Raw genomic sequence first — 21820 nt, forward strand, 5'->3', positions numbered from 1 at the left:
GCAGTCAGTGCTTAGTACAACTGGAGCGACTTCAATTGCTTATCGAACATGTGGATCGTATCCACAAAGCGTGCTGTCTTCGACTGGGTGGAAATAACCAGAGATTGGGTACGGGCACCTCCCTTGAAGAAACGCACCCCTTTCATGAGCATGCCGGGGGTAATGCCACAGGCGGCAAAGAGCACCGTTTCCCCAGAGGCCAATTCTTCGGCTTCATACACTTTATCGGGATCGGTGATGCCCGCTTTTTTCAGCTCTTCAAGGTTGCCTTCGCGGGTGCGATTGGCCCATTCCTTGGTCATGACCACAGCGGGATCATAGACCAGTTGCCCTTGGAAGTGCCCACCTAAGGCGCGCATGGCAGCGGCAGAAATCACCCCTTCGGGCGCAGCGCCAATCCCCATGAGGGCATGAATGTTGGTACCAGAGAAAGCACAGGCAAGAGCTGCGGAGACATCCCCATCGGAGATCAGTTGAACGCGGGCACCCGCATCGCGGATTTCTTGAATTAAGTCATTGTGGCGATCGCGCTTCATGACCACCACCACCAATTCATCGATGGCGCGGTCAAGGCATTCAGAGAGAATTTTCAGGTTTTCTGTCGCGGAGTTGCGAATATCCACTTTGCCCTTAGCAGCAGGGGGCGCTGCCAATTTCTTCATATAAAAGTCGGGAGCTGCAAACAATCCCCCTTTTTCAGAAATGGCCAGCACTGCCATCGAGCCTGGTTGACCATAGGCACAAAGGTTTGTCCCTTCGCAGGGGTCAACGGCAATGTCAATTTCAATGAGCTCTTCAGGGTTACAGTATTGGGCAGCATCGGGACGGGTACAAATGCCCACTTCTTCGCCAATGTAGAGCATTGGGGCTTCATCCCGTTCCCCCTCACCAATGACAATGCGACCACGCATATGGATTTGATTCATGCGGTTGCGCATGGCATCGACGGCCGCCTGATCCGCCATGTTTTTGTCACCTTTGCCCATCCACCGCGCTGAGGCGATCGCCGCCTGCTCGACAACTTCAATAATCTCTAAGCCGATGACGTTATCCACACAACCCTCCTAACTGCACAAGTTGATCCCGCAGAGGTTTCCTATCTGAGCTTACAGAACTTTGGCACGCAGAAAATAATCTCTCGCTGCAAATTATTCTCCCTCCATGGTCGCTTGATCGGGAAGCCTAAGCACTCTCCTGTTGCTGTGGAGCAAAGGTTGCCCCCTATGGTCTAAGGTGTGGTCAAAAAGAGCAGTTGCTCTGGGGGTAGATGATCCAAGTAATAGCCATCCTGGGCCAACACAATCAGTAGATGAAGACCACAATCGGGATGCAGGTGCAGATCCGCCCAAGGAATCGCTACTTCTAGGCAGATGCCCAAGGCATAGCGGGCATGGGTGGGGCGCTCTTGCCACTGATAGTTGGCGATCGCCTCCTTGAAGGTCATCTGTTGGTTTTCAAAGTCAATGACCAGTTGATGGTGGTACAGGTAATTCAGGGGTGCTTCATCGGGGTAATCTCGCAGATCCGAGAGGGGGCTATTGTACGTCACCCTGTTGGGGTAGTACCAGCAAAAATGGATGGCACTGATCTCATGGCCAAAGGGCTGTTTCTGGGTAGGGGCATCAAGACGTAGATAGATATTTAGGTGATCCACCCCATACCAGAGGCGATTGATCAGGGTTTGGCGGTGCATCGTCCCTCGGCTGCCACCAATTTGAATCCGGCCGGCAAAGTTCCAGTCCTGCTCATCACCGCCCCCATCAATCTCAGGGTGAATAAAGCCTTGGGGCGGGTAGGTATCCTTGGCTTCGTGAACTTCTAAGGGCTCCTTGAGAACCTCAGGAATCGGCTCCCCCAGTGCTGTGTAGAGCGCCATCAAATGCTCACGGAAAAGCTGATCAAACATGGCATCGTGGTTCGAGGAGTGGCCTTCACCAAACCACCAGAACCAGTCAGAGCCTTCAGCCGCCAAAAGGGCTTGCCATGCCGCTGGATTGTTTGTTTCTGTTGCTTCGGGGTGACGTTCAAGGGTTTGGCGGGCAGCCCCTAAATACTCCCAAGCTTTGTTTTTTACCGGATCGCCAATCCACGTGCAGAAATTGCCATCAATCCAAGAGCCACTGTGGAGAGTAGCGCCCGAAATCACTGCCCGCGGGGGATAGTGTTGCAGATACTCTGCCACAGAAACACAGGCAAAGTGCTCGCTCTCACTCAGCCCTTGATAGAGCCTTTCTAAGAAGGGCAGGCCATCACGGGGATAATATTCCCAGCAGTTTTCACCATCGAGGGCAATGGTCACTAGCCATGGCTGTTGTAAACTGGTCTGGCCGCTGTTTTCATAGGCAATGAGTTGCTGGCGAATGCCCTCAAGCTGTTTGAGTAAATCCGCTGCCGCTGCTTCGGGAGCCATGGCACTGTAGGTAAAGCCAATCAAATCCGAGAGGCGGTGATCACGAAAGACAATGTTGAGATCCCCTTTGGCTGTGGTCAGGCGGTAGGGTTGGTAAAGAACATCAGCCTGTTGGACAACCCCTGCTTCGTTGCGGTGAAAATAGGTTCCCGTTGTCCAGCCCAAGATTGCTTCATCGGAACAAATCCACTCAAATCCTTGCTCGACAATTGGTTCAAGAATAGCTGGACTTACGGATTGCTCTGACGGCCACAGTCCGCGGGGCGATCGCCCAAAGAATTGTTCATAAAGAACTCGGGCCCGCCGCAAATGCCGAGGAACATCTTCGGGATATTGGAACCGCTGTTGGGGCAAGGCAATGTTGGGAACCGCCACTTTTGCGGCATCGGTATCCACCAAGAGGGGCAAAATCGGGTGGGTGTAGGGGGTGGTGGTGACTTCAATTTGACCCCTCTGTTGCAGGGCGCGATGCTGGGGGATGATTTGGCCAAGAATTTCCCGCTGTTTGGCAATGATTCGCTGGCGATCGCTAAGGCTAAAATCCCGCCCTTGGGAGAACCATTGGGCAATCTCTGGCTCCTCCCAATACAGAGGATCAATCCACGCTAAATTGTGCCAGGCCAACAAATCCCCATAATCCTGGGGCTGCCAATTTTGCCAACACCATGTTTTCCCGCGAGTTTGCCGTTGCTCGTAGAGTTCACGATAGCGGGGGTGGGGATCAATCATGGTGCGGTGGTGGGCATCAAAGAAATGCTCAATGATAAACCAGCGCTGTTGATCCGTGAGTTGCTCGACCGGGGTCAGTGTAGCTGTCAGGTAGGGATCCAGAGCCGTCCCGTTGACATAGTCCTGAATTTGGAGCAACAGGGAGGGCACAAGGTTGACGGTTTGCTTGAGGCGGGGATATTTGGCGAGGATTAGGATCAGGTCTAAGTAATCCTTAGTGCCATGGAGCCGTACCCAAGGGAGCAGGTATTGACCAGTGCGACAACTTTTGTAGAGGGGTTGGTGCTGGTGCCAAATGAAGGCTATATGCAAAGGATACGCCACAACAAACTTGCCCCCCGTATTTAGGACTCTTCCTCTAGTATTTAGTATTTCAAGTATTTCAGGGGAGTTTCTTCTATCACCACTTTGTTGCGTAAAATGTCAAAAGCAGCAAAAACCTTAATATCTTAATGTCATATCTTAATGTCGGCCGTTGCAAAGGTATGGGCTATGGCTCGCCCGCCCCTCCTCACCATTACAGAAATACAGAAAGCTCTGAAGAGCTGCAACCCCGTCTAACCGGTTTTCTATTCGGTTGAATGTCTTGCATTGAATTGGTGGCGTTGGGCAAGTTATTCCTAGTAGGCGCGACCCAAGGAGGGTGTCCAAGGGGTCTCAGGTGTTGTGACTACTGAAAGTAGGCTGCCAATGCCCTCTATCTCAACGCGCACGCGATCGCCCACTTGTAATGGACCAATTCCTGCGGGTGTCCCCGTCAATACTACATCTCCCGGCAGCAGTGTCATCACGTAACTAATGAAACTCACCAACTTTGCGGGTGAGAAAACCATCTGATCAATTGTTGCTGATTGGACCGGTGGTGCCGCCTCATTAATAAACGTTTGCAACCGCGCATCACTGGGAACCTCTCGCACAATCCAAGGACCTAGGGGGCAAAATGTGTCAAACCCCTTAGCTCGTGTCCATTGCTGCTCCCGCTGTTGCAGATCCCGAGCGGTGACATCGTTGGCGATCGTGTAGCCCCAAATATGCTCAAGGGCTTCATTTTCAGGGCAGGCACGGGTACGGCGACCAATGATTACCGCCAATTCCCCCTCATAGTCCAGGCGCTGCACTTGGGGCGGATACCAAATGGGACAGCCGGGGGCTTGAACCGTTGTCGGTGGTTTCAGAAAAATCAATGGCTCAGGGGGAACACTATCGCCCATTTCCGCAGCGTGTTTGACATAGTTGCGCCCCACAGCAACGATTTTCGAGGGGGAGCAGGGAGCCAGCAGTTGGTAGCGATCGGGACTGAGGACTTGGTGGGTGGGTTGGCCGTGGAGCCACGGTGCTGCATCCCAAATAATCACTTCACGATTGAGTTGCAGTGTGCCGTAATGAATTTGTCCCCCCGTGGTCTGCACCCGCACAAATCGTTCCACCATAGTGAATGAGTCCCCTTTTCTCCTTGCCAAGAATGGCAAACTGCGGTGCTAGAATTATAAAGCCTTGCTTTTTGCATCCGTCAAAAGGCCGTTTGTCCAAAGGGAGTTGACCTAAATGATCACACGTAACTACGAAACGCTTTATATTATTCGTCCTGATGTGGGCGAAGAGCAATTGGAGCAAACCATTAGCCAATTTCGCGCTTTTTTAGAAGAACAGGGCGCTACAAAGCTCAAGGTACAAAATCGCGGTAAGCGTCGGTTTGCCTATCCGATCAAGAAGCTGCGGGAGGGCTACTATATTCTGATGACCTATACCGCTCCGGGGACGGCGATCGCCCCCCTTGAACGCGCCATGCGCCTCAATGAAAATATTCTGCGCTTCATGACGATTGTCCTCGAAGAAGAGACTGAAACCGAAGACGCAGAAGAGGAAAATCCTGTGCTTGCCCGTGCCTAAAACAGTACACTGACTCACATTCCCTTGAAGGGGGGCACCATGGCACCATCTCCCAGTTCTTGGATTTGCGACGGTGTGCCTAAAAACGGCAGAACCTACCCTAATGCCAGCGGTGCCCATCCGCCCTACGAAAATTTTGGCCCCGACTGTGCGGTGTGTGGGCTCCCCCGTGAGGCCATGGAGCCAGCGAGCAGGGCCAATAGCAGCAAAAAATCGCCCCTGCCCCTCGTTGCTGTGGCCCTTGGGGTGGCTTTACTCCTGATGGGCGGCATGGGCTTCCTCAGTTATCGGCTGTTCTTGACCAACCGTGAGAATAACCCGCCATCGCTGTCGGGCCGATCAACCAGTGGCAGCCAACTGGTGAGCAAAACCACCGCCCGCAACGCCGCCTACATCAGTCAAGGGGAACGCATTCTCATCAGCGAGCCCAATCCCCAGCGAGTAGCCCTCAAGCAGGAGGCCGCCCTTGCCTTTGATCGGGGAGACTGGGCGCTGGCGATCGCCAAATATCAAGAACTGGTTGCCCTCGATCCCAATGATCCAGAGTCACGCATTTATCTCAACAATGCCCGTGCTCGCCAAGCTGGCAACCCTATGACAATGGCTGCCGTTGTTCCCATTGGCACCAGTCCCGATACCGCCAAGGAAGTGCTGCGGGGTGTGGCTCAATACCAAGAACAGTTTAATGCCAGTGCACCTAATCGTCCCCTCGAAGTCGTCATTGTGAATGAAAACAGCCCCAACGGTGTGACCAGCTTGGCCGAGGATTTAATCAACAGTTCAATTCAAGGGGTACTGGGTCATGGTACCGACGCCAACAGTCGTGCAGCCCTACAGGTTTACGAACAAGCAGGGATTGCCGCTCTTTCTCCCCTGACCACAAATGTCATCCCCCAAGGCAACAGTAGGGTGCAGGTACAGACGCTATCCCTCAATGAAAAAGGGAAACAACTCCTCAACACCTACCTTGACAATGCCGCTCAGACCCTAGCTGAGGCTGTAGCGAAAAAAGTACCCCATGCTAAGGTGGCTCTTTTTTACAACAGCGATAGTCCCTATAGCAATGAACTGAAAAGCAAGTTGACAGCCGTCCTACCGCAGTTTGGTGCTCAGGTGGTGCAACAGAGGGATGTGGCCGCCGGCTTTAATGCCAACACGGCGATGACCGCGGCCCGGCAAGCGGCGGCCAATGCGGTGGTTTTGGCCTTCAGTCGCGCTCGAGTCAACGAGGCCGTTGCCCTGGCGATCGCCAATCAAACCCAGACTCCGCCACTACAATTCTTTGGGAGTGATCAACTCTACGGTCCCGATCTCTTGATCAAGGGAGATAGTGCCATCAATGGCATGATTTTGGCGGTGCCCTGGAGTACCAACCCCAATGATCCCTTTGCTCAGCAGGCGGCGCAAGCGTGGCGGGGTCAGATTAGCTGGCGCACCACGACGGCCTACGATGCCACCCAAGCCCTAGCCCAAGCCATGGCCAAAGGGGGCGATCGCGCCAGCACCCAGCAGCTCCTGCGCCAAGGAGTGCAAATTCAGGGGCAAACCGCCAGTGGTACCTTTAATCGGGTTCCTCTCGTCCAAGCGGCACCGGGGCCCAATGGCCCCAAGGGCTCCAACTACCAGTTCAATCCCCTCAGTGGCATCTAAAACCGTCCAACTAGTGCTAAGCTATTGCCGATTGGTGTTTTAGGAATCTCCATGACTGCAAAAATTGGCATTATTGGCGGCAGTGGTCTCTACAAGATGGAGGCTCTTACCGATGTCGAAGAGGTACGCCTGACTACGCCCTTTGGTGATCCTTCCGATGCCTTTATTTGCGGCAAGATTGCTGGGGTTCCCGTTGTCTTTTTGGCACGCCATGGCCGCCATCACCATCTACTGCCGACGGAGATTCCCTTTCGTGCCAACATCTATGGCTTCAAATCCCTTGGGGTCGAGTACCTCCTGTCTGCCTCGGCGGTGGGTTCGCTCCAGGAAGCAGTCAAGCCCCTTGATATCGTGGTTCCGGATCAGTTCATTGACCGCACGCGCAACCGCATTTCTACTTTCTTTGGGGATGGTATTGTGGCGCACATTGGCTTTGCTGACCCCGTTTGTCCTGTCCTTGCTGGGGTTCTGGCGGATGCCATTGCTGATCTGAACCTACCCGATGTCACCCTTCATCGCCAAGGTACCTACGTATGTATGGAAGGCCCTGCCTTCTCAACCTTGGCGGAGTCCAATCTGTATCGCTCTTGGGGGGGAACTGTCATTGGCATGACCAATCTCCCTGAAGCAAAGTTGGCTCGTGAAGCGGAGATTGCCTATGCAACCCTAGCGCTCGTTACCGACTACGACTGCTGGCACCCAGAGCATGATTCAGTAACGGTGGAGATGATTATGGGTCACTTGCAGCGCAACGTCAAAAATGCCCAAGCGATTATCTGTGAAACCGTCAAACGTGTCCATGCCCATCCACCGGTCTCTAAGGCCCACTGTGCCTTGAAGAATGCTATCCTCACTCCCCTTGATAAAGTACCCACAGCCACTAAGGAGAAACTCCACTTGCTCCTAGCCAAATATCTCTAGAAATATCTCTAACTGATTGATTGGGTAGCACTGTGATGACCATGGTCGCTATCAAAGTGCGTCTGATCACACAGTTGCGGATAGGTGGTCTTGGGATTGAGACAGCGGCAGCGGTTGAGGGCAGCGGCAAGGGCTTCAATTTTAATGGGTTTACTGATGTAGTCATCCATGCCGGCAGCAAAGCAGCGCTCGCGATCGCCCGCTAGGGCATTTGCCGTCATGGCAATAATCCAGGGGCGCTGACTGGGAGGCCATTGAGCACAGATGCGTTCGGTTGTTTCTAGTCCGTCCATTTTTGGCATTTGCACATCCATGAGGATCACGTCGTAGGGACGCTGCTGCAGAGCTTCAAGCACCTCCAGCCCATTGGCAGCCACATCGGCGCGGTAGCCCATCCGCTTGAGAAGGTGCAAGGCCAGTTTCTGATTCACCGCATTATCTTCGGCCAGCAGAATACGCAGGGGGAAACGAGTGCCCAAGTTAGGATCAATGCCTGTTTTAGGCAGTGCGGACTGGGTTCCCAGTTCACAACTGAGTACCCTAATCAGGGTTTGCCGCAGGCTCAAGGGGCGAATAGGTTTAGGCACGTGAGCAGCAATCAGTTGTTTGTGACTCGGGGGTTCCAGCCAACTCAGGGGCGTGAGCAACACGATCGGTTGTTGCTGAAAGGACGGCTGAGATTGCAACCGCTCCGCCAGCTCAAGCCCGGTCATTTGGGGCATATTCAAATCAATCACCGCCAAATCCCATTGGGGCAGAGCCTCCAAAACCAGTTGGGGATCGCCATAGCCAATGGGCAACATGCCCCAGTTTTGCAGCAGTGTGCAGAGATTCTCACGGCTGGCGGCATTGTCATCAATAACTAAGACCCGCTTGCCTTCCAAAGCCGGATGAACCATTGGCGGCACATAGGGTTTTGCTCCCTCAGCGAGGATTGTAAATGTGAACGTCGTGCCTTGGCCTTCGGTACTCTCAACGGACATATCGCCGCCCATCAACTCACAGAGGCGTTTGCTGATGACTAGCCCTAGGCCGGTACCGCCATACTGGCGAGTGGTTGAGGCATCCACTTGGCTAAAGGGCTTGAAGAGCCGATTGAGGCGATTGCTGGGAATACCAATGCCTGTATCCTGAACTTGAAATTGGAGAAAATCCTTGCCCTCGCGCTTGACCACCCCTAGGTGAACAGCGACTTGGCCTTCATGGGTAAATTTAATGCCATTGCCCACGAGGTTCACGAGAATCTGCCGCAGCCGTGTCACGTCCCCTTTGATTTGCGCTGGCGTTTCGGGGGTGCAGGTATAGAGGAGTTCTAGTTGTTTCTCCTCGGCCTTGCTGGCAAGCAGACTGAGGACGTCCTCAACACACTCGCGGACATCGAAGAGTTGCTGCTCGAGCACCAATTTGCCGGATTCAATTTTCGAAAAGTCAAGGATGTCGTTAATAATCGTTAACAGTGCCTCACCGGCCTGGTGCAGGGTTTGTAAAAAGTCCCGTTGCTGTTCATTGAGGGGGGTATCCAAGAGCAAATTGGTAAAGCCCAAAACAGCATTCATGGGGGTGCGGATTTCATGGCTCATGGTGGCCAAAAATTCACTCTTGGCACGGTTGGCCAGTTCTGCTTGCAGGCGGGCTTGTTCAAGTTCTTGATTTTGCTGAGCGAGTAATTGTCGCTGCTGCTGTTCGTGGCGTAGGAGTTCCGCCTGGGCGATCGCAATCCCCACTTGCGCGGCCACGGCTTCCAAAAGTTCAATTTCTTCGGGGGTCCACTGCCGCTGGCGATCGCACTGATGCAGACCAATGATGCCGTTGGGCACCCCCTTATAGGAGGTACGGATAGCCAGCATGGACTGAATCTGGAACTGATGGCACAGGTGTATGGCATTGGCCAAAAGGGGATCCTGAGTCACATCATTGGTGACAACAGCAGCATCCGCATTGAGAACTGCCAAGGCATGGGGATTGTTCTCCACTGGTATACTGATGCCTCTCATGGAGGCGTAGCCCGGTTCCAGATACTCAGCCACATCTGGAATGCGGGGGGGCGGCCCGGGTTCATAGCGATGAATCAAGCAGCGATTGACACCAAAGGCCTGCCCAATTTGGGTCACAGTAGTTTCAAAGACCGTTTCCGTATCGAGGCTTTGGCGAATCTGTTCGGTAATTTGATTTAGGAGCAATGCCCGCTGCATTTGCTGTTGCAGTTGCTGACGTTGGCGGGTTTCCTGTTCAAGAAGCTGTACTTGGGCCAGGCCAATGCCCACCTGGGCCGCCACACTCTTGACGAGACTTTTAATCGCATCTGTCCACCGCCGTTGGCGATCGCACTGGTGCAAAATGAGTAAACCATTGGCTTGATTGCGATAGGCCGTGCGCACAATCAGCGCAGATTTCACACTCAAGGCTTCGCAGTAGGCATGCAGGGGGATGAGGCGATCGTCATTTTGCGCATCGTCGCAGCTAAATACCTCATCAGAGGCAAATACCGAAACCAGAAACGGGGCACGCATCTGTGTCAAATCAAGGTCGCATTCATTGACAGAGGGCACTCCCGGCGCACAGTATTCTGCCACCAGTTGCATTGGCGAAGGGGCATTCTCCTGATAGACAAACAAAAGGCAACGACTGACATTGAGGGTTGCTCCTACTTGCTGAACTGCTGTACGGCAGATATTTTCCCGCTCGATTTGCTGGCGAATTTCCTCAGTAATACGATTGAGCAGGAGCGTGCGCTTCACCTGCTGCTGTAAAAACAGCTGTGCCCGCTGCCGTTCGGTGACATCACTTTGGATGCCAATGTAGTGAGTAATTTCGCCAAACTCGTTATAAATGGGTGAGATGGCAAGTTCATTCCAGAAAAGCTGGCCGTTTTTGCGGTAGTTGCGCAGCACTACACGGCAGGATTGACCTTTTTTAATTGCATTGCGGAGCATTTCTAACCCCGGCTGCTGGCGATCGCCCCCCTGCAGAAAGCGGCAATTCTTACCAATCACTTCCATAGCACGGTACCCCGTCATTCGCTCAAAGGCGGGATTGGCGTAGATCACTGGATTGTCTGGTTGGCGGTAGTCGGTAATGACAATGCCGTTGGTGCTGGCAACAATGGCTCGCTCCCGCAGTCGCAGCTCCGCCTCAATTTTTTTCTTGTCAGTAATATCAACTGCCAACTCCAAAAAGCCAATCAGTTGGCCTTGGGTATCATGAATTGGGGTGATTGACAGGGACACAGGGAAGCAAGAACCATCGCGCCGTACAAATGTCCACTCCTGCTCATCCGCCAAGCCACGCCGTGCCCGGGCCACCAGAGTCTCAAACCCCGCAGGAATGGATTCCCCCAATTGTGCACTGAGAATCTGAGCATAGCGTTCCACCTCTTGGGGATCATGAAAACGTTCGGGAGTCGCTTTGCCCACTAGTTCTGAGGCAGGGTATCCCAGCCATTCCTGGGCAGCTCGATTCATCAAGGTAATGATGCCATCGGTACGGGTGGCAATAATGGCGTGGTTACTACTATTGAGGATCGCCCCTTGGAGACTGCTCATCTGCTCGATGTGGGCCAGTTGTTGCCGGGTAAGCTCCAAGTGATGGCGGATTTCCAGCTCATTAATGACTTGGCGGCCAAGGGTGCGCAGAGTTTGCTGTTGAAGAGGTTTGAGCTCCCGCGGCTGGTAGTCCACGACGCAAAGGGTACCAATCCCATACCCTTGCGGCGTCACCAAGGGCATCCCGGCATAGAAGCGGATATAGGGGGGGCCTGTAACCAGGGGATTATCGGCAAAGCGCGGATCAAGGCGAGCATCTGGCACAACCATTAGCTCATCTTGCAGAATGACATGGGCACAGAAGGCAACGTCCCTTGGAGTTTCACAGGCATCAATGCCCACCTTAGACTTAAACCACTGCCGCTGGCGGTCAACCAGACTAATGAGAGCAATGGGAGTTTGGCAAATTGCTGCCGCCAGATTGGTAATCTCGTCAAAGATCGGTTCCGGGGGCGTATCTAAGACTCGATACTGCTCAAGGGCACGTTGTCGTTCCGATTCATTTGCTGGCAATGGAGCAGCAGGCATAGCCCAAATGTACCGCCTTCTTGTAGGAGCAAACCTTGCACATTATGCAAGTCTTTCATCATTATAGGGATTGCCCTGGCGCCAGAGAGGGTCCCCTAGGCGGTACAGAACACCCTACTTCTCTTTGTAGGACCTGGAGGGCAGTGACAGAACAAAAAAGGATGTAGAAGCAAGCCCTACACCCTTCCTCAATCGTTATTTATCGTTATTTTCAGAGGGGGCAATCCTAACCTGCCCAACCCTTAGCGGCTTGATCGAGCACGTAGGCGGCCACATCTTGAATTTGTTCATCGGTGAGACGACCGGCAAAAGCGGGCATTGCATTTTTGCCGTGCTGCACTTGGTAGATAATGGCATCCTCAGAGTACATGCCAAATTGCTCAAGGGCTTCTTTTTTCAGGGTTTTGTTCGCCATTACCACATTGCCGCCCCCCATGTGACAGGCTGCGCAGTTACCGCTAAAGACTTTGGCACCATTGGCCAAATCTGCCGCAAAGGCCACAGGGGTAAGGCCGACAAATAGAACCATTGCAATCGCGCAAACACTAATGAATAGCTTTTTCAATGGAGTTCTCCTTCCATGGAATGCGTCAGGGTATGGATAAGGCCCCAAAAATCAAGGGGTGCAAGATTCATCAAAGGTCAGTGTAGCAAAGTTCCCAACCTAGGGGGCACTGTCCGGAAAGCTTTCTACGCCCCAACCGGGGGCTACGGCTGCCGCTCGCAAAATAAAGGCAGCTAAGGTCTCAAGCTGTTCCGTCGTCAACCAGTCCTCACTCACGCGGCGACAGGAATAACTCTCTTGGCTGCCATCGTAGGATCGCGGCGATCGCTGGAAAGCCACGAGGCTGGCGATCGTATCCCGTGGCGGCGTTGCCCCCTTGAGATCCTTCAGAGAGAGTGACACCAAAGGATTGGGTAACGTACTGCCACCGACATGGCAGTTTTTGCAGTTTTCCTCAAAGAGCCGCTTGCCACGGGTCAAATCAACTGCGGTGAACGTTTTGGTCTCACCGCGAGCATTGAGGGGTAGTTCTACGGTATCCGTTACCTTGAGGTATTGGATCACATAGTTATCTACACCGGCGATTGCCAGTGCTGTTGCCGGCGCCATTGCCCAGGTCAGCAGCAGAATCAAAAGACCACTACAAAGCCAGCCGATAGATCGTTGCCAAAAGTGAGGTTGGTACATGGGTGTTGGGGAAATCCTGGTTACGAGTCATTAGTAATAAACTTTGCCACCGCCCCATTTATCACCCAAGATTTTGGGTTCGACGAGAATATGGCCGGCGATCGCCACCAAATCCTTCTCCGTCAGGTTGCGCATTTTCGGGAAAATGTCGGCACTGCGCAGACTGGGGTGCACCTCAGCAATTTCTTGCTCACCATCGTAGGTGGTGGGGTTCTTCATGTAGTCCACCAGGCCTTCAATGTTGTCCCGTGGCGGCGTGGCTAGGGCCAGGGTTTCCGTGCGCAAATCCAAGCTGGGGTTGGTTTTGGTGATCCCTCCCACATGGCAGGAGGCACAAGCATACTGGAAGAGGCGCTTACCCTCTAGGTATTGTTTTTCCGTCAGCGTAATTGTTTTGCCCTCGCTGTTGAGGGGGACAGTCAGGACTTCAGGGGTCAGTTCGGCGGCCAGTGCTGTGCCCGTGGTGAGTTGCCAGAGGCAGAGGCAGAGAGCGACCGCAAGCCAAACGCATTTTTTTAACATAGTTCTCCCAATAAGCAGGTCTTACGATTGCGGTGTGTCTGGTTGATCGTTGGCGGGCGCCGGGGTCGTCAACGCCAAAATAATTGCTTTGGCATCTTCCAGGGGCAAGCGTGTTTGTGGGCTGGTATAGCGGATACCTAAGCGATCGCACCACGCACAGACCGTTTCGACCGATACGCCGTAGTCCGCCGCCAGATCCGCGATCGCAATGTCCACAAATCCCATGCTGCCACTCCCCGCTTGGGATCAACGACCAAGTATCATTATCATGCCATTACGTAGCTTCTTTACCAAAAGGCCTCCCCTTCGCAAAGAGAAGTGCCGCCACAGCGTACACTGTTGATGTGGCCGTTCAGATGGAGTTTTCAATGAAACGAGTCCTGGCGATTATCCTTGGGGGCGGTGCCGGAACACGTCTGTATCCCCTGACCAAGCGTCGCGCCAAGCCTGCGGTTCCCCTTGCTGGAAAATATCGCCTCATTGATATTCCTGTGAGCAATTGCATCAACTCCGAAATCCATAATATTTACGTCCTTACCCAATTTAACTCGGCCTCCCTCAATCGTCATATTGCCCGTACCTACACCTTTCCCGGTCTGACGGGCGGCTTTGTCGAAGTCCTGGCAGCCCAACAAACCCCCGAAAATCCCAACTGGTTTCAGGGCACTGCTGATGCGGTACGTCAATACCTGTGGCTGTTGGCGGACTGGGATGTGGATGAATACCTGATTCTTTCAGGAGATCACCTCTACCGCATGGACTATCGCCTGTTTGTCCAACGCCACCGCGACACCGGTGCCGATATTACCCTTTCCGTTCTGCCGGTGGAGGAAAAGGCGGCCTCTAGTTTTGGCCTCCTTAAGGTAGATAGTACGGGGCGAGTGACTGACTTTCGCGAGAAGCCCAGCGGGGATGCCCTCCGGGATATGCGAGTGGACACCACCCGCTATGGCCTGACCAGCGAGGAAGCCCATCGCAAACCCTACATTGCCTCGATGGGGATTTATGTCTTTAAGCGGCAAGTCCTCATTGATCTGTTGGAGCAAATGGCCGATGCCACGGACTTTGGCAAAGAAATCATCCCCGCTGCGGCCCGTTCCCACCTTGTCCAAACCTATCTCTTCAATGGCTATTGGGAAGATATTGGAACCATTGGCTCCTTCTACGAAGCCAACCTTGCCCTCACCCAACAGCCCCAGCCGCCCTTTAGCTTCTACGATGAAAACGCCCCCATCTATACTCGTCCCCGCTATTTGCCCCCCAGTAAGATTCTCAGTGCCACCATCACGGAGTCCATCATTAGTGAGGGCTGTATCCTCAAGGAATGCCAAGTTCACCGCTCGGTCTTGGGGGTGCGATCGCGCGTGGAATCCGGCTGTGTCATTGATCACTCCCTGCTGATGGGGGCAGACTACTACCAAGACTCAGCTCACCGCAGCCAGCTACGGTTGCAACATAAAATCCCCATCGGCATTGGGGCCAACAGTGTCATTCGCCGGGCAATTGTGGATAAAAATGCCTGCATTGGCCGCGATGTCAAAATCATCAACAAAGACAACGTTGAAGAATCCAATCGAGAGGATCAGGGATTCTATATTCGCAGCGGTGTGGTCGTCATCATCAAAAATGCCGTGATCCCCGACGGCACCATTATCTAAGCCATAAGCAAATTTGAATTGGCAAGTGGTGAAAACCTGTGTAGCATATCAACAGTAAGCCTCCAACCCTCTAGCGGAACTGCCATCTATGCCCACGATAGAGACTCGCACTGAACCCATGGTCATCAACATGGGGCCACACCATCCCTCAATGCACGGGGTGTTGCGATTAATGGTGACCCTTGATGGCGAAGATGTCATTGACTGCGAGCCGGTGATTGGCTACCTCCATCGCGGCATGGAAAAAATTGCTGAAAACCGCACCAACATCATGTTCATTCCCTACGTCAGTCGTTGGGACTACGCTGCAGGAATGTTTAACGAAGCGGTCACCGTTAATGCGCCAGAAAAATTGGCGGGGATTCCCGTGCCCAAACGCGCCAGCTATATCCGCGTGATCATGCTGGAGTTGAACCGCATTGCCAATCACCTCCTGTGGTTAGGCCCCTTCTTGGCGGACGTCGGTGCCCAGACGCCCTTTTTCTATATCTTTCGCGAGCGGGAGTACATCTACGATCTCTTTGAAGCCGCCACAGGGATGCGCTTCATCAACAACAACTACTTCCGCATCGGGGGAGTGGCCGCTGACCTCACCTATGGCTGGGTAACGAAATGCCGTGACTTTTGCGACTACTTCCTACCCAAAGTTGATGAGTACGAGCGCCTGATCACCAACAACCCCATCTTTGTGCGTCGCCTACAGGGGGTGGGCAAAATTAGCCGTGAGGAGGCCATTAACTGGGGGCTATCGGGGCCGATGTTGCGTGCATCTGGTGTGAAGTGGGATCTGCGCAAAGTGGATCACTACGAGTGCTATGACGATTTTGACTGGGATGTACCGGTGGCCACCGAAGGCGACTGCCTTGCTCGCTACATTGTTCGTATTCAGGAAATGCGCGAATCGGTGAAGATCATTCGTCAAGCCTTAGATGGCCTGCCCGGTGGCCCCTACGAAAACCTAGAAGCCAAGCGGATGCTGGAGGGTGCCAAATCAGAATGGAACGGCTTTGACTATCAGTACATTGGCAAGAAGCTGTCTCCCACCTTCAAAATTCCTAAGGGGGAGCACTATGTGCGGGTTGAATCGGGCAAAGGGGAGCTGGGCATTTACCTGATTGGAGATGACAACGTCTTCCCTTGGCGCTGGAAGATTCGTCCACCGGATTTCAATAACCTGCAAGTGCTGCCCCAGTTGCTGAAGGGGATGAAAGTGGCCGATATTGTGGCTATCCTGGGCAGTATCGATGTGATTATGGGATCCGTCGATCGCTAGGCAACTACTGAGCCACCCGCGAGGAAACTATGGCTGTTCAATTACCGTTCCTCACCTCTACCAACTTTAGTGGCCTCTTTAATGAGCGGTTTTGGCAAAATGCGTGGCCAGTACCGCCCCAAAATCAACTGCAGCGGGGGGCGCTGGTTCCAGACGTGGAGCTGCCCGCTGTAGGGCTCAGTGCCCCTGTTCGCCTTTCAAAGGTGTGGAAAGAGCAGCCGCTGCTGCTAGTGTTTACCCGTATCTTCACGGAGCACCAATACTGCCCACTGTGCTACCCCTATCTCGAGACCTTGAATGAAAACTATGAAACATTTCAAGGCAAGGGAGTGGCCGTTCTTGTGGTTACCAGTACCGATGCCCAGCAAAGCGAAAAGGTCAAGGTGGATATGGCCCTAAAAATGCCCTTGCTCTATGACCCCAGTTGCCAAGTCTTTCGCAAATACCGCACGGGTCAAGCCCTGGGGGCACCGCTGCCGGCCCAGTTTCTCATTGATCCGGAAGGCAAGCTGCGCTACAAACATCTCTTCTCGTTTTTAGAACCCAATGCTCCCCTAGAGCGCTTGTTTCAAGAGATTGATGCTTTAGCTCAGGGGGCAACAGTAGCGACAGCAGCCTAGGAGCGTCGAAACTCGCTAGGATAGAAGGTATCCCTTTGGGGCTGTAGCTCAGTCGGATAGAGCGAGCGCCTCCTAAGCGCTAGGCCGTGCGTTCAAATCGCACCAGTCCCGTCCTTGGCCTTACAATAAAAGGCAAATATCTGTAAGGTCTTTGTAACCTCAGTGTTGCATCTGTGATAGAGCGATCGCCAGCGCAGTCTCTCCTGAAGGAACTTCAAGGGACCATTGATGACCTTGAAGACTACCAAAGTGCCCTTAGCTATGCAGCGGCCAAGAGTGCTCTTGAAAAATTACTGTGCGAGTGCAAAGCAACTGGCACTGGAAAAGCTTCCCTCGTCCGGGCGATCGCTGACCTCGAAGCCATGCTCGACAAACTCCACCAGGGTGTGGTGCAAATTGCTGTCTTTGGCATGGTGGGGCGGGGAAAGTCCTCCCTGCTCAATGCGCTGCTCGGAGAACCCTACTTTGCCACTGGACCCATTCATGGTGTCACCCAAGAGGAAGCCAGTGCCCTTTGGCAAATCTCTGCAGCCCAGCGTGGCAATCCCATTCGCCTCATTGATACACCGGGGTTAGATGAAGTCAATGGTGCCGCCCGGGAACAACTGGCACGGGAGGTGGCTGCCCAAGCGGATTTGATTCTCTTTGTCATTGCTGGGGACTTGACTCGTCTTGAATACCAAGCCCTCAGTGAGTTGCGGCAAGCAGGCAAGCCAATGATTCTGGTCTTTAACAAAGTGGATCAGTATCCAGAGGCCGATCGCGAGGTCATCTATGCCAAAATTCGCGATGAGCGCGTCAAGGAACTCCTCTCCCCCGCAGAAATTGTGATGGTGGCGGCAGCGCCCCTTGTGCCCCAGGTGCAGCGGGATAGCCAAGGACGGCTACAGGTGAAAATGACTGTCGGTGCCCCCCAAGTGGAACCCCTCAAACGGAAAATCTTGGAGGTCCTAGAGCGGGAAGGCAAGGCCCTGATTGCTCTCAATTCAATGCTCTTTGCCAATAGGGTGAGTGAGGAATTGGCCCGCTACAAGCTGGAACTGCGGGATCAGGAGGCCAACCACCTAATTTGGAAAGGGGCTGTTGCTAAGGCGCTGGCGATCGCCCTCAACCCGGTCACCGTTCTCGATATGGTCAGCAGTGCGGTCATTGACTTGACGACGATTCAACTGCTCTCGCGCCTCTACGACATTGAACTCACAGAAGCAGGGGCCAAGGAACTGCTCCAAACGATTGCCCTTGCCATGGGCAGCATTAGCTTAGGGGAATTTGCCGTTAATTTGGGACTGAGTTCCCTCAAGGGACTGTTGGGATTGGCTACGCCAATGAGCGGTGGCCTTTCCCTTGGCCCTTATCTATCGGTGGCTATGACCCAGGCGGGGATAGCTGGCTTTTCCTCCTATACGATGGGACAGGTGGCCAAAACCTATTTTGCCAACGGCGCAGGCTGGGGGGCGGCAGGGCCAAAAACGGTTGTTCAGCAAATCCTCAGTCAACTGGATCAGCGCCATATCCTCAATCGGCTGAAGTTAGAAATTCAGGAGCAGTTGTACCCGAGTTGAGCAAGACGCGCTGTTCCATAGGCGGCCTCAGTGTGGGGTGAAATGGCCACCGGAACCCCTAGGTATTGCTGGCGCAGCGCTAACCATGCTGGATTACGGGCACCCCCTCCCGCTGTCCAGACCTGTTTCAGAGGTGAGGCACCCAAACGCTGCAATTGGGCATAGCCTTGGGCCTCAATGCGACTGAGACTTTCAAGGAGGCCCTGCAAAAAGAGGCGCGGGTCATCGGGGCGTGGTTCTAGGCGAGGCGCTAGGTGAGGATCATTGATGGGAAAGCGCTCACCCCGCTTGAGTAGGGGATAGTAGTCCAAACCCGTGGGTTGACTGACATCTATTTGGACACTGAGGTGTTCGAGTTCCTCTGGGCTAAAAAACTGGGCTAAAATCGCTGCACCGCAGTTGGAGGCGCCCCCCACGAGCCAGCGATCGCCCAAGCGATGACTATAGATGCCTGCTGTCAAATCCTCTACCCTAGAGGCACTCAAAAGCTTCAGCACAAGGGTTGAGCCCAAGGAGGTCACGGCTTCACCCACCTCAGAGGCACCACTAGCCAAGAACGCGGCAATGCTATCGGTAGTACCCGCACACACCTGACACTCTGGAGAGAAGCCTAGATCAGTGGCTGTGACCTTTCCCAGAACGGTCCCCGGAGGAACGACCTTAGGCAGCAGGGACTGCAAGGGTGCAAGTATGGGGTGGCTGAACCAATCGGGGTAGGCTTCCTTTGCGGGGTCATAGCCCAACTTCAGGGCATTGTGCCAGTCGGAAATCCCCAGTTGACCGTGAAGTAAGAAGGCTAGCCAGTCAGCTTGGTGTAGGAAAAAGGCATTGGCAGTGGCATAGTGGGTCTGGAGCCACAACAGCTTGACCAGACTACTGGTGGCACTAAGGACAAGGTGATCTGTGGCTAAAATCTGCCGCAACCTTTGAAGATAATCTTGGGCGCGATCGTCGTTGTACAAAAGGACGGGCGAGGAGGGCTGCCCCTGAGCATCACAGAGGAAAACAGTGCTCGAGGTTCCATCAATTGCAATCCGCTGAATTTGCTGACGGATAGCGCTTGGAATATCTAAAATCAACGCCCACAATGTTGCTGCCCATTCTTGGGGTTGATCGGGTTGGTGTAGCGGCCGACGGGCAGTAGCCAGAACATTGCCCTCAGGATCGATGGCGATCGCCCGTGCCCCCGAGGTCCCAAAATCAACGCCTAGGGCTGTGACCGTTTTTCCCATGACTTATTGGAGGAGCGTAAAGAGCTCACTATCCAGCTCATAGCCAAACATCGCCGCCATGCCTTTAATTTTTTCAATGGCAGGATAGCCCTGGCCCCGTAGCCATTGCCAAAGGGTAAACACCTTGGTCATCACAAAAATATCAAGGGCTTGCGGGTTGAAGATAATCCCCTGCTGCGGATGAAATTCGTGGGGCACCAGCATCGCCCCATAACGCACCAGTTCACCCGCTGACCAATCCAGTAAGTAGGGCAGCCACGGGTAGGATACATCGGCACGAATGAACCAAAGGCGCACGGGCGCCAATTCCGAAAGTTCCAGATCAGGCTCATCCACTGGCCGCGGATAATCAATCGTAAAACGCAGTGCTTGGTGGTAATCCAGAAGCTGCTCTGCAGTCAGGGGGTTAAGTACTTGTTGTAGGGGAGATAAGTCCAGACGATCAATCTGCTCTGGGGTTAACTCGATGGCGATCGCCATTTTCTATCTCTCCCCAGCAGCCAGTAACTTAGGGAACCTGCTGGACTTCAGCAATCTCTGGAATGGATTCCTTCAACTTGCGCTCAATGCCCATGCGCAGCGTCATGGTTGAGCTGGGGCAGGAACCACAGGCACCCTGCAACCGCAGCCGTACCACAGGCCCCTCAATTTCCACCAGCTCGACATTGCCGCCATCGGCCATCAAATAGGGGCGGAGTTCATCAAGGACTTTTTCGACGTTTTCTTGACTCAATTCAAGGGTTGCAGCCATTGTTACTGTCCTTGGCGTATCATTCACATTGATTTTCAGTGTAGCATTGACAGGAGCGATCGCCCTTTGGGAATTCCAAGGGGTGCCAATGGATCCTGCTCTAGGGAAATCTGCTCAACAGGGTTAGGAACGGCAGCGCTCAGGGATACAATAATAGCTTGGTGAACTGCACGGTAGGACATGATTTCCAGTAATGATTTTCGCCCCGGTGTAAGTATTGAGCTAGATGGTGCTGTCTGGCGAGTCGTCGAATTTTTGCACGTCAAACCCGGTAAGGGTTCTGCCTTTGTGCGGACAAAGTTAAAGAATGTGCAAACGGGCAACGTGATTGAGCGCACCTTCCGCGCCGGCGAGACTGTTCCCCAAGCCACCCTTGAAAAACGCACCATGCAGCATACTTACAAAGATGGCGAAGACTATGTCTTTATGGACATGGAAAGCTATGAGGAAGCTCGCCTCACCCCTGCACAAGTGGGCGATCGCGCCAAGTATCTCAAGGAAGGCATGGAGGTCAATATCGTCAAATGGGGTGAGCAAGTCCTTGAGGTGGAGCTACCCAACTCCGTTGTTTTAGAAGTGGTGCAAACCGATCCGGGAGTTAAAGGAGATACCGCCACCGGTGGATCAAAACCCGCCATTGTCGAAACCGGTGCCCAAGTCATGGTACCGTTATTTATCTCCGTAGGCGAACGGATTCGCATTGACACTCGCTCAGATACGTATCTTGGCCGCGAATAGGAGTAATGGGTGTGGAGCTTGACCTCAACCAAGTACGCGAACTGCTACTAATGTTTGACCAAACCAGCGTCACCGAACTCAACCTCAAGAGTGGCGAACTAGAACTTCAACTCCGCAAGCGTGAGCAGATCAGTGGCAGCACCCCTGTGGTTGTGGCTCCAGCTCCGGCATCAACCCTCACACCCACACCTGCGCCCCCTCCAGCCGTTACCCCCGATCCGGAACCAACGCCACCCCCTGCCAATCGCAAAACCATAGATATTGTGGCGCCAATGGTCGGAACCTTTTATCGTGCCCCTGCTCCCGATGAACCCCCCTTTGTTGAAGTGGGTGACACAGTCAAAAAAGGCCAAGTGGTTTGCATCATTGAAGCCATGAAGCTGATGAACGAAATTGAAGCCGAAGTCAATGGCCAAGTGGTGGAAATTCTGGTGCAAAATGCTGAACCAATTGAGTATGGCCAAACTTTAATGCGCATTTTGCCTAGCTAAGTGAACTTAAATACTTAAATAAACGCTGTTCTTGCCGCCAAAAAAGGCAGGGACTAATTGCAAAGATATGTTAAGCATTGAGGAGTTGAAGGCCAAGAATTCAATGCTTTC

General features: G+C 53.4%; 21 protein-coding genes and 1 tRNA gene. 10 read left to right on the forward strand and 12 right to left on the reverse strand.

From position 1 onward, the window contains the following. Positions 1-11: 11 nt before the first annotated feature. The 3 genes from glpX to IGQ16_RS08630 all read right to left on the reverse strand — a co-directional run bounded on the left by glpX (position 12) and on the right by IGQ16_RS08630 (position 4569). Complete coding sequence (gene glpX, locus IGQ16_RS08620; protein WP_126986280.1) at positions 12-1055, reverse strand: class II fructose-bisphosphatase; 1044 nt, start codon at positions 1053-1055, stop codon at positions 12-14. Between the two features lie 173 nt (positions 1056-1228). Then, on the reverse strand, positions 1229-3463 hold the full coding sequence (locus IGQ16_RS08625; RefSeq protein ID WP_297061083.1) for a glycoside hydrolase: 2235 nt from the start codon (positions 3461-3463) through the stop codon (positions 1229-1231). A 296-nt stretch (positions 3464-3759) separates the two neighbouring features. Continuing rightward, positions 3760-4569, reverse strand: coding sequence for a fumarylacetoacetate hydrolase family protein (locus IGQ16_RS08630; protein WP_024124428.1), 810 nt, complete (start codon positions 4567-4569; stop codon positions 3760-3762). Between the two features lie 115 nt (positions 4570-4684). On the opposite strand from IGQ16_RS08630, the gene rpsF reads away from it, so the two are divergent. Genes rpsF through IGQ16_RS08645 form a run of 3 tightly spaced genes read left to right on the forward strand, consistent with a single transcriptional unit; the run spans position 4685 to position 7600 of the window. Continuing rightward, a complete protein-coding gene (gene rpsF, locus IGQ16_RS08635) occupies positions 4685-5029 on the forward strand; it encodes a 30S ribosomal protein S6 (protein WP_024124427.1) in 345 nt (114 codons plus the stop codon). 39 nt (positions 5030-5068) lie between these two features. Beyond that, the gene (locus IGQ16_RS08640; RefSeq protein WP_297061087.1) at positions 5069-6679 is read left to right on the forward strand and encodes an ABC transporter substrate-binding protein; all 1611 of its coding nucleotides are present in this window, start codon (positions 5069-5071) and stop codon (positions 6677-6679) included. Between the two features lie 51 nt (positions 6680-6730). Then, on the forward strand, positions 6731-7600 hold the full coding sequence (locus IGQ16_RS08645; protein WP_024124425.1) for an S-methyl-5'-thioadenosine phosphorylase: 870 nt from the start codon (positions 6731-6733) through the stop codon (positions 7598-7600). 8 nt (positions 7601-7608) lie between these two features. Here IGQ16_RS08645 and IGQ16_RS08650 read toward each other — a convergent pair whose 3' ends face one another. The 5 genes from IGQ16_RS08650 to IGQ16_RS08670 form a co-directional block, all read right to left on the reverse strand. Continuing rightward, complete coding sequence (locus tag IGQ16_RS08650; RefSeq protein ID WP_297061090.1) at positions 7609-11670, reverse strand: GAF domain-containing protein; 4062 nt, start codon at positions 11668-11670, stop codon at positions 7609-7611. 226 nt (positions 11671-11896) lie between these two features. Beyond that, a complete protein-coding gene (petJ, locus tag IGQ16_RS08655) occupies positions 11897-12235 on the reverse strand; it encodes a cytochrome c6 PetJ (RefSeq protein WP_024124424.1) in 339 nt (112 codons plus the stop codon). A 99-nt stretch (positions 12236-12334) separates the two neighbouring features. Next, a complete protein-coding gene (gene psbV2, locus IGQ16_RS08660; protein WP_024124423.1) occupies positions 12335-12862 on the reverse strand; it encodes a photosystem II cytochrome PsbV2 in 528 nt (175 codons plus the stop codon). Positions 12863-12892: 30 nt separating this feature from the next. After that, complete coding sequence (psbV, locus tag IGQ16_RS08665) at positions 12893-13384, reverse strand: photosystem II cytochrome c-550 (protein WP_024124422.1); 492 nt, start codon at positions 13382-13384, stop codon at positions 12893-12895. A gap of 21 nt (positions 13385-13405) precedes the next feature. Next, positions 13406-13609 carry a hypothetical protein gene (locus tag IGQ16_RS08670; protein ID WP_024124421.1) on the reverse strand — a complete coding sequence of 68 codons (204 nt, stop codon included), beginning with the start codon at positions 13607-13609 and terminating at the stop codon, positions 13406-13408. A gap of 143 nt (positions 13610-13752) precedes the next feature. On the opposite strand from IGQ16_RS08670, the gene IGQ16_RS08675 reads away from it, so the two are divergent. The 5 genes from IGQ16_RS08675 (at position 13753) to IGQ16_RS08695 (ending at position 18497) form a co-directional block, all read left to right on the forward strand. Continuing rightward, positions 13753-15042 carry a glucose-1-phosphate adenylyltransferase gene (locus IGQ16_RS08675; protein WP_024124420.1) on the forward strand — a complete coding sequence of 430 codons (1290 nt, stop codon included), beginning with the start codon at positions 13753-13755 and terminating at the stop codon, positions 15040-15042. Positions 15043-15130: 88 nt separating this feature from the next. Beyond that, positions 15131-16315 carry an NAD(P)H-quinone oxidoreductase subunit H gene (locus tag IGQ16_RS08680; RefSeq protein WP_024124419.1) on the forward strand — a complete coding sequence of 395 codons (1185 nt, stop codon included), beginning with the start codon at positions 15131-15133 and terminating at the stop codon, positions 16313-16315. 29 nt (positions 16316-16344) lie between these two features. Continuing rightward, positions 16345-16935, forward strand: coding sequence for a peroxiredoxin (locus IGQ16_RS08685; protein ID WP_297061094.1), 591 nt, complete (start codon positions 16345-16347; stop codon positions 16933-16935). Positions 16936-16972: 37 nt separating this feature from the next. Beyond that, positions 16973-17046 (forward strand) — tRNA-Arg (locus IGQ16_RS08690). A gap of 62 nt (positions 17047-17108) precedes the next feature. Continuing rightward, entirely contained in the window at positions 17109-18497 is a 1389-nt protein-coding gene (locus IGQ16_RS08695; RefSeq protein WP_297061097.1) for a GTP-binding protein, read from the forward strand. Here IGQ16_RS08695 and IGQ16_RS08700 read toward each other — a convergent pair. From IGQ16_RS08700 to IGQ16_RS08715, 4 genes are read right to left on the reverse strand one after another with little or no spacing between them, the layout of a single operon-like run. Next, positions 18473-19729, reverse strand: a complete 1257-nt coding sequence (locus IGQ16_RS08700; protein WP_024124416.1) for an FGGY-family carbohydrate kinase — start codon at positions 19727-19729, stop codon at positions 18473-18475. The two genes, IGQ16_RS08695 and IGQ16_RS08700, sit on opposite strands and share 25 nt — an antisense overlap. A 3-nt stretch (positions 19730-19732) precedes the next feature. After that, positions 19733-20209: a CRR6 family NdhI maturation factor gene (locus IGQ16_RS08705; RefSeq protein WP_024124415.1), complete on the reverse strand. Its 477-nt coding sequence runs from the start codon at positions 20207-20209 to the stop codon at positions 19733-19735. Positions 20210-20237: 28 nt separating this feature from the next. Further along, positions 20238-20480 (reverse strand): NifU family protein, encoded by a 243-nt coding sequence (locus IGQ16_RS08710; RefSeq protein WP_024124414.1) that lies wholly within the window; start codon positions 20478-20480, stop codon positions 20238-20240. 35 nt (positions 20481-20515) lie between these two features. Further along, on the reverse strand, positions 20516-20662 hold the full coding sequence (locus IGQ16_RS08715; RefSeq protein WP_157869649.1) for a hypothetical protein: 147 nt from the start codon (positions 20660-20662) through the stop codon (positions 20516-20518). Here IGQ16_RS08715 and efp point away from each other — a divergent pair. Together efp and accB are read left to right on the forward strand one after the other, a co-directional pair. Continuing rightward, positions 20661-21218, forward strand: coding sequence for an elongation factor P (efp, locus tag IGQ16_RS08720; RefSeq protein WP_011057134.1), 558 nt, complete (start codon positions 20661-20663; stop codon positions 21216-21218). The genes IGQ16_RS08715 and efp overlap by 2 nt on opposite strands. 11 nt (positions 21219-21229) lie before the next feature. Then, entirely contained in the window at positions 21230-21709 is a 480-nt protein-coding gene (gene accB / locus IGQ16_RS08725) for an acetyl-CoA carboxylase biotin carboxyl carrier protein (protein ID WP_024124413.1), read from the forward strand. Positions 21710-21820: the final 111 nt, after the last annotated feature.

The sequence above is a fragment of the Thermosynechococcus sp. M3746_W2019_013 genome (genome assembly GCF_015296045.1).
Taxonomy (GTDB): Bacteria; Cyanobacteriota; Cyanobacteriia; order Thermosynechococcales; family Thermosynechococcaceae; genus Thermosynechococcus.

Excerpts from the sequence above, each read along its gene's own strand:
- IGQ16_RS08670 (WP_024124421.1), bottom strand. The coding sequence starts at position 13,609 with ATGGGATTTGTGGACATTGCGATCGCGGATCTGGCGGCGGACTACGGC.
- IGQ16_RS08705 (WP_024124415.1), bottom strand. The coding sequence starts at position 20,209 with ATGGCGATCGCCATCGAGTTAACCCCAGAGCAGATTGATCGTCTGGAC.
- IGQ16_RS08685 (WP_297061094.1), top strand. The coding sequence starts at position 16,345 with ATGGCTGTTCAATTACCGTTCCTCACCTCTACCAACTTTAGTGGCCTC.
- IGQ16_RS08715 (WP_157869649.1), bottom strand. The coding sequence starts at position 20,662 with ATGTCCTACCGTGCAGTTCACCAAGCTATTATTGTATCCCTGAGCGCT.
- IGQ16_RS08675 (WP_024124420.1), top strand. The coding sequence starts at position 13,753 with ATGAAACGAGTCCTGGCGATTATCCTTGGGGGCGGTGCCGGAACACGT.
- IGQ16_RS08645 (WP_024124425.1), top strand. The coding sequence starts at position 6,731 with ATGACTGCAAAAATTGGCATTATTGGCGGCAGTGGTCTCTACAAGATG.
- IGQ16_RS08640 (WP_297061087.1), top strand. The coding sequence starts at position 5,069 with ATGGCACCATCTCCCAGTTCTTGGATTTGCGACGGTGTGCCTAAAAAC.
- psbV2 (WP_024124423.1), bottom strand. The coding sequence starts at position 12,862 with ATGTACCAACCTCACTTTTGGCAACGATCTATCGGCTGGCTTTGTAGT.
- IGQ16_RS08710 (WP_024124414.1), bottom strand. The coding sequence starts at position 20,480 with ATGGCTGCAACCCTTGAATTGAGTCAAGAAAACGTCGAAAAAGTCCTT.
- efp (WP_011057134.1), top strand. The coding sequence starts at position 20,661 with ATGATTTCCAGTAATGATTTTCGCCCCGGTGTAAGTATTGAGCTAGAT.
- rpsF (WP_024124427.1), top strand. The coding sequence starts at position 4,685 with ATGATCACACGTAACTACGAAACGCTTTATATTATTCGTCCTGATGTG.
- IGQ16_RS08700 (WP_024124416.1), bottom strand. The coding sequence starts at position 19,729 with ATGGGAAAAACGGTCACAGCCCTAGGCGTTGATTTTGGGACCTCGGGG.
- IGQ16_RS08680 (WP_024124419.1), top strand. The coding sequence starts at position 15,131 with ATGCCCACGATAGAGACTCGCACTGAACCCATGGTCATCAACATGGGG.
- psbV (WP_024124422.1), bottom strand. The coding sequence starts at position 13,384 with ATGTTAAAAAAATGCGTTTGGCTTGCGGTCGCTCTCTGCCTCTGCCTC.
- IGQ16_RS08630 (WP_024124428.1), bottom strand. The coding sequence starts at position 4,569 with ATGGTGGAACGATTTGTGCGGGTGCAGACCACGGGGGGACAAATTCAT.
- IGQ16_RS08650 (WP_297061090.1), bottom strand. The coding sequence starts at position 11,670 with ATGCCTGCTGCTCCATTGCCAGCAAATGAATCGGAACGACAACGTGCC.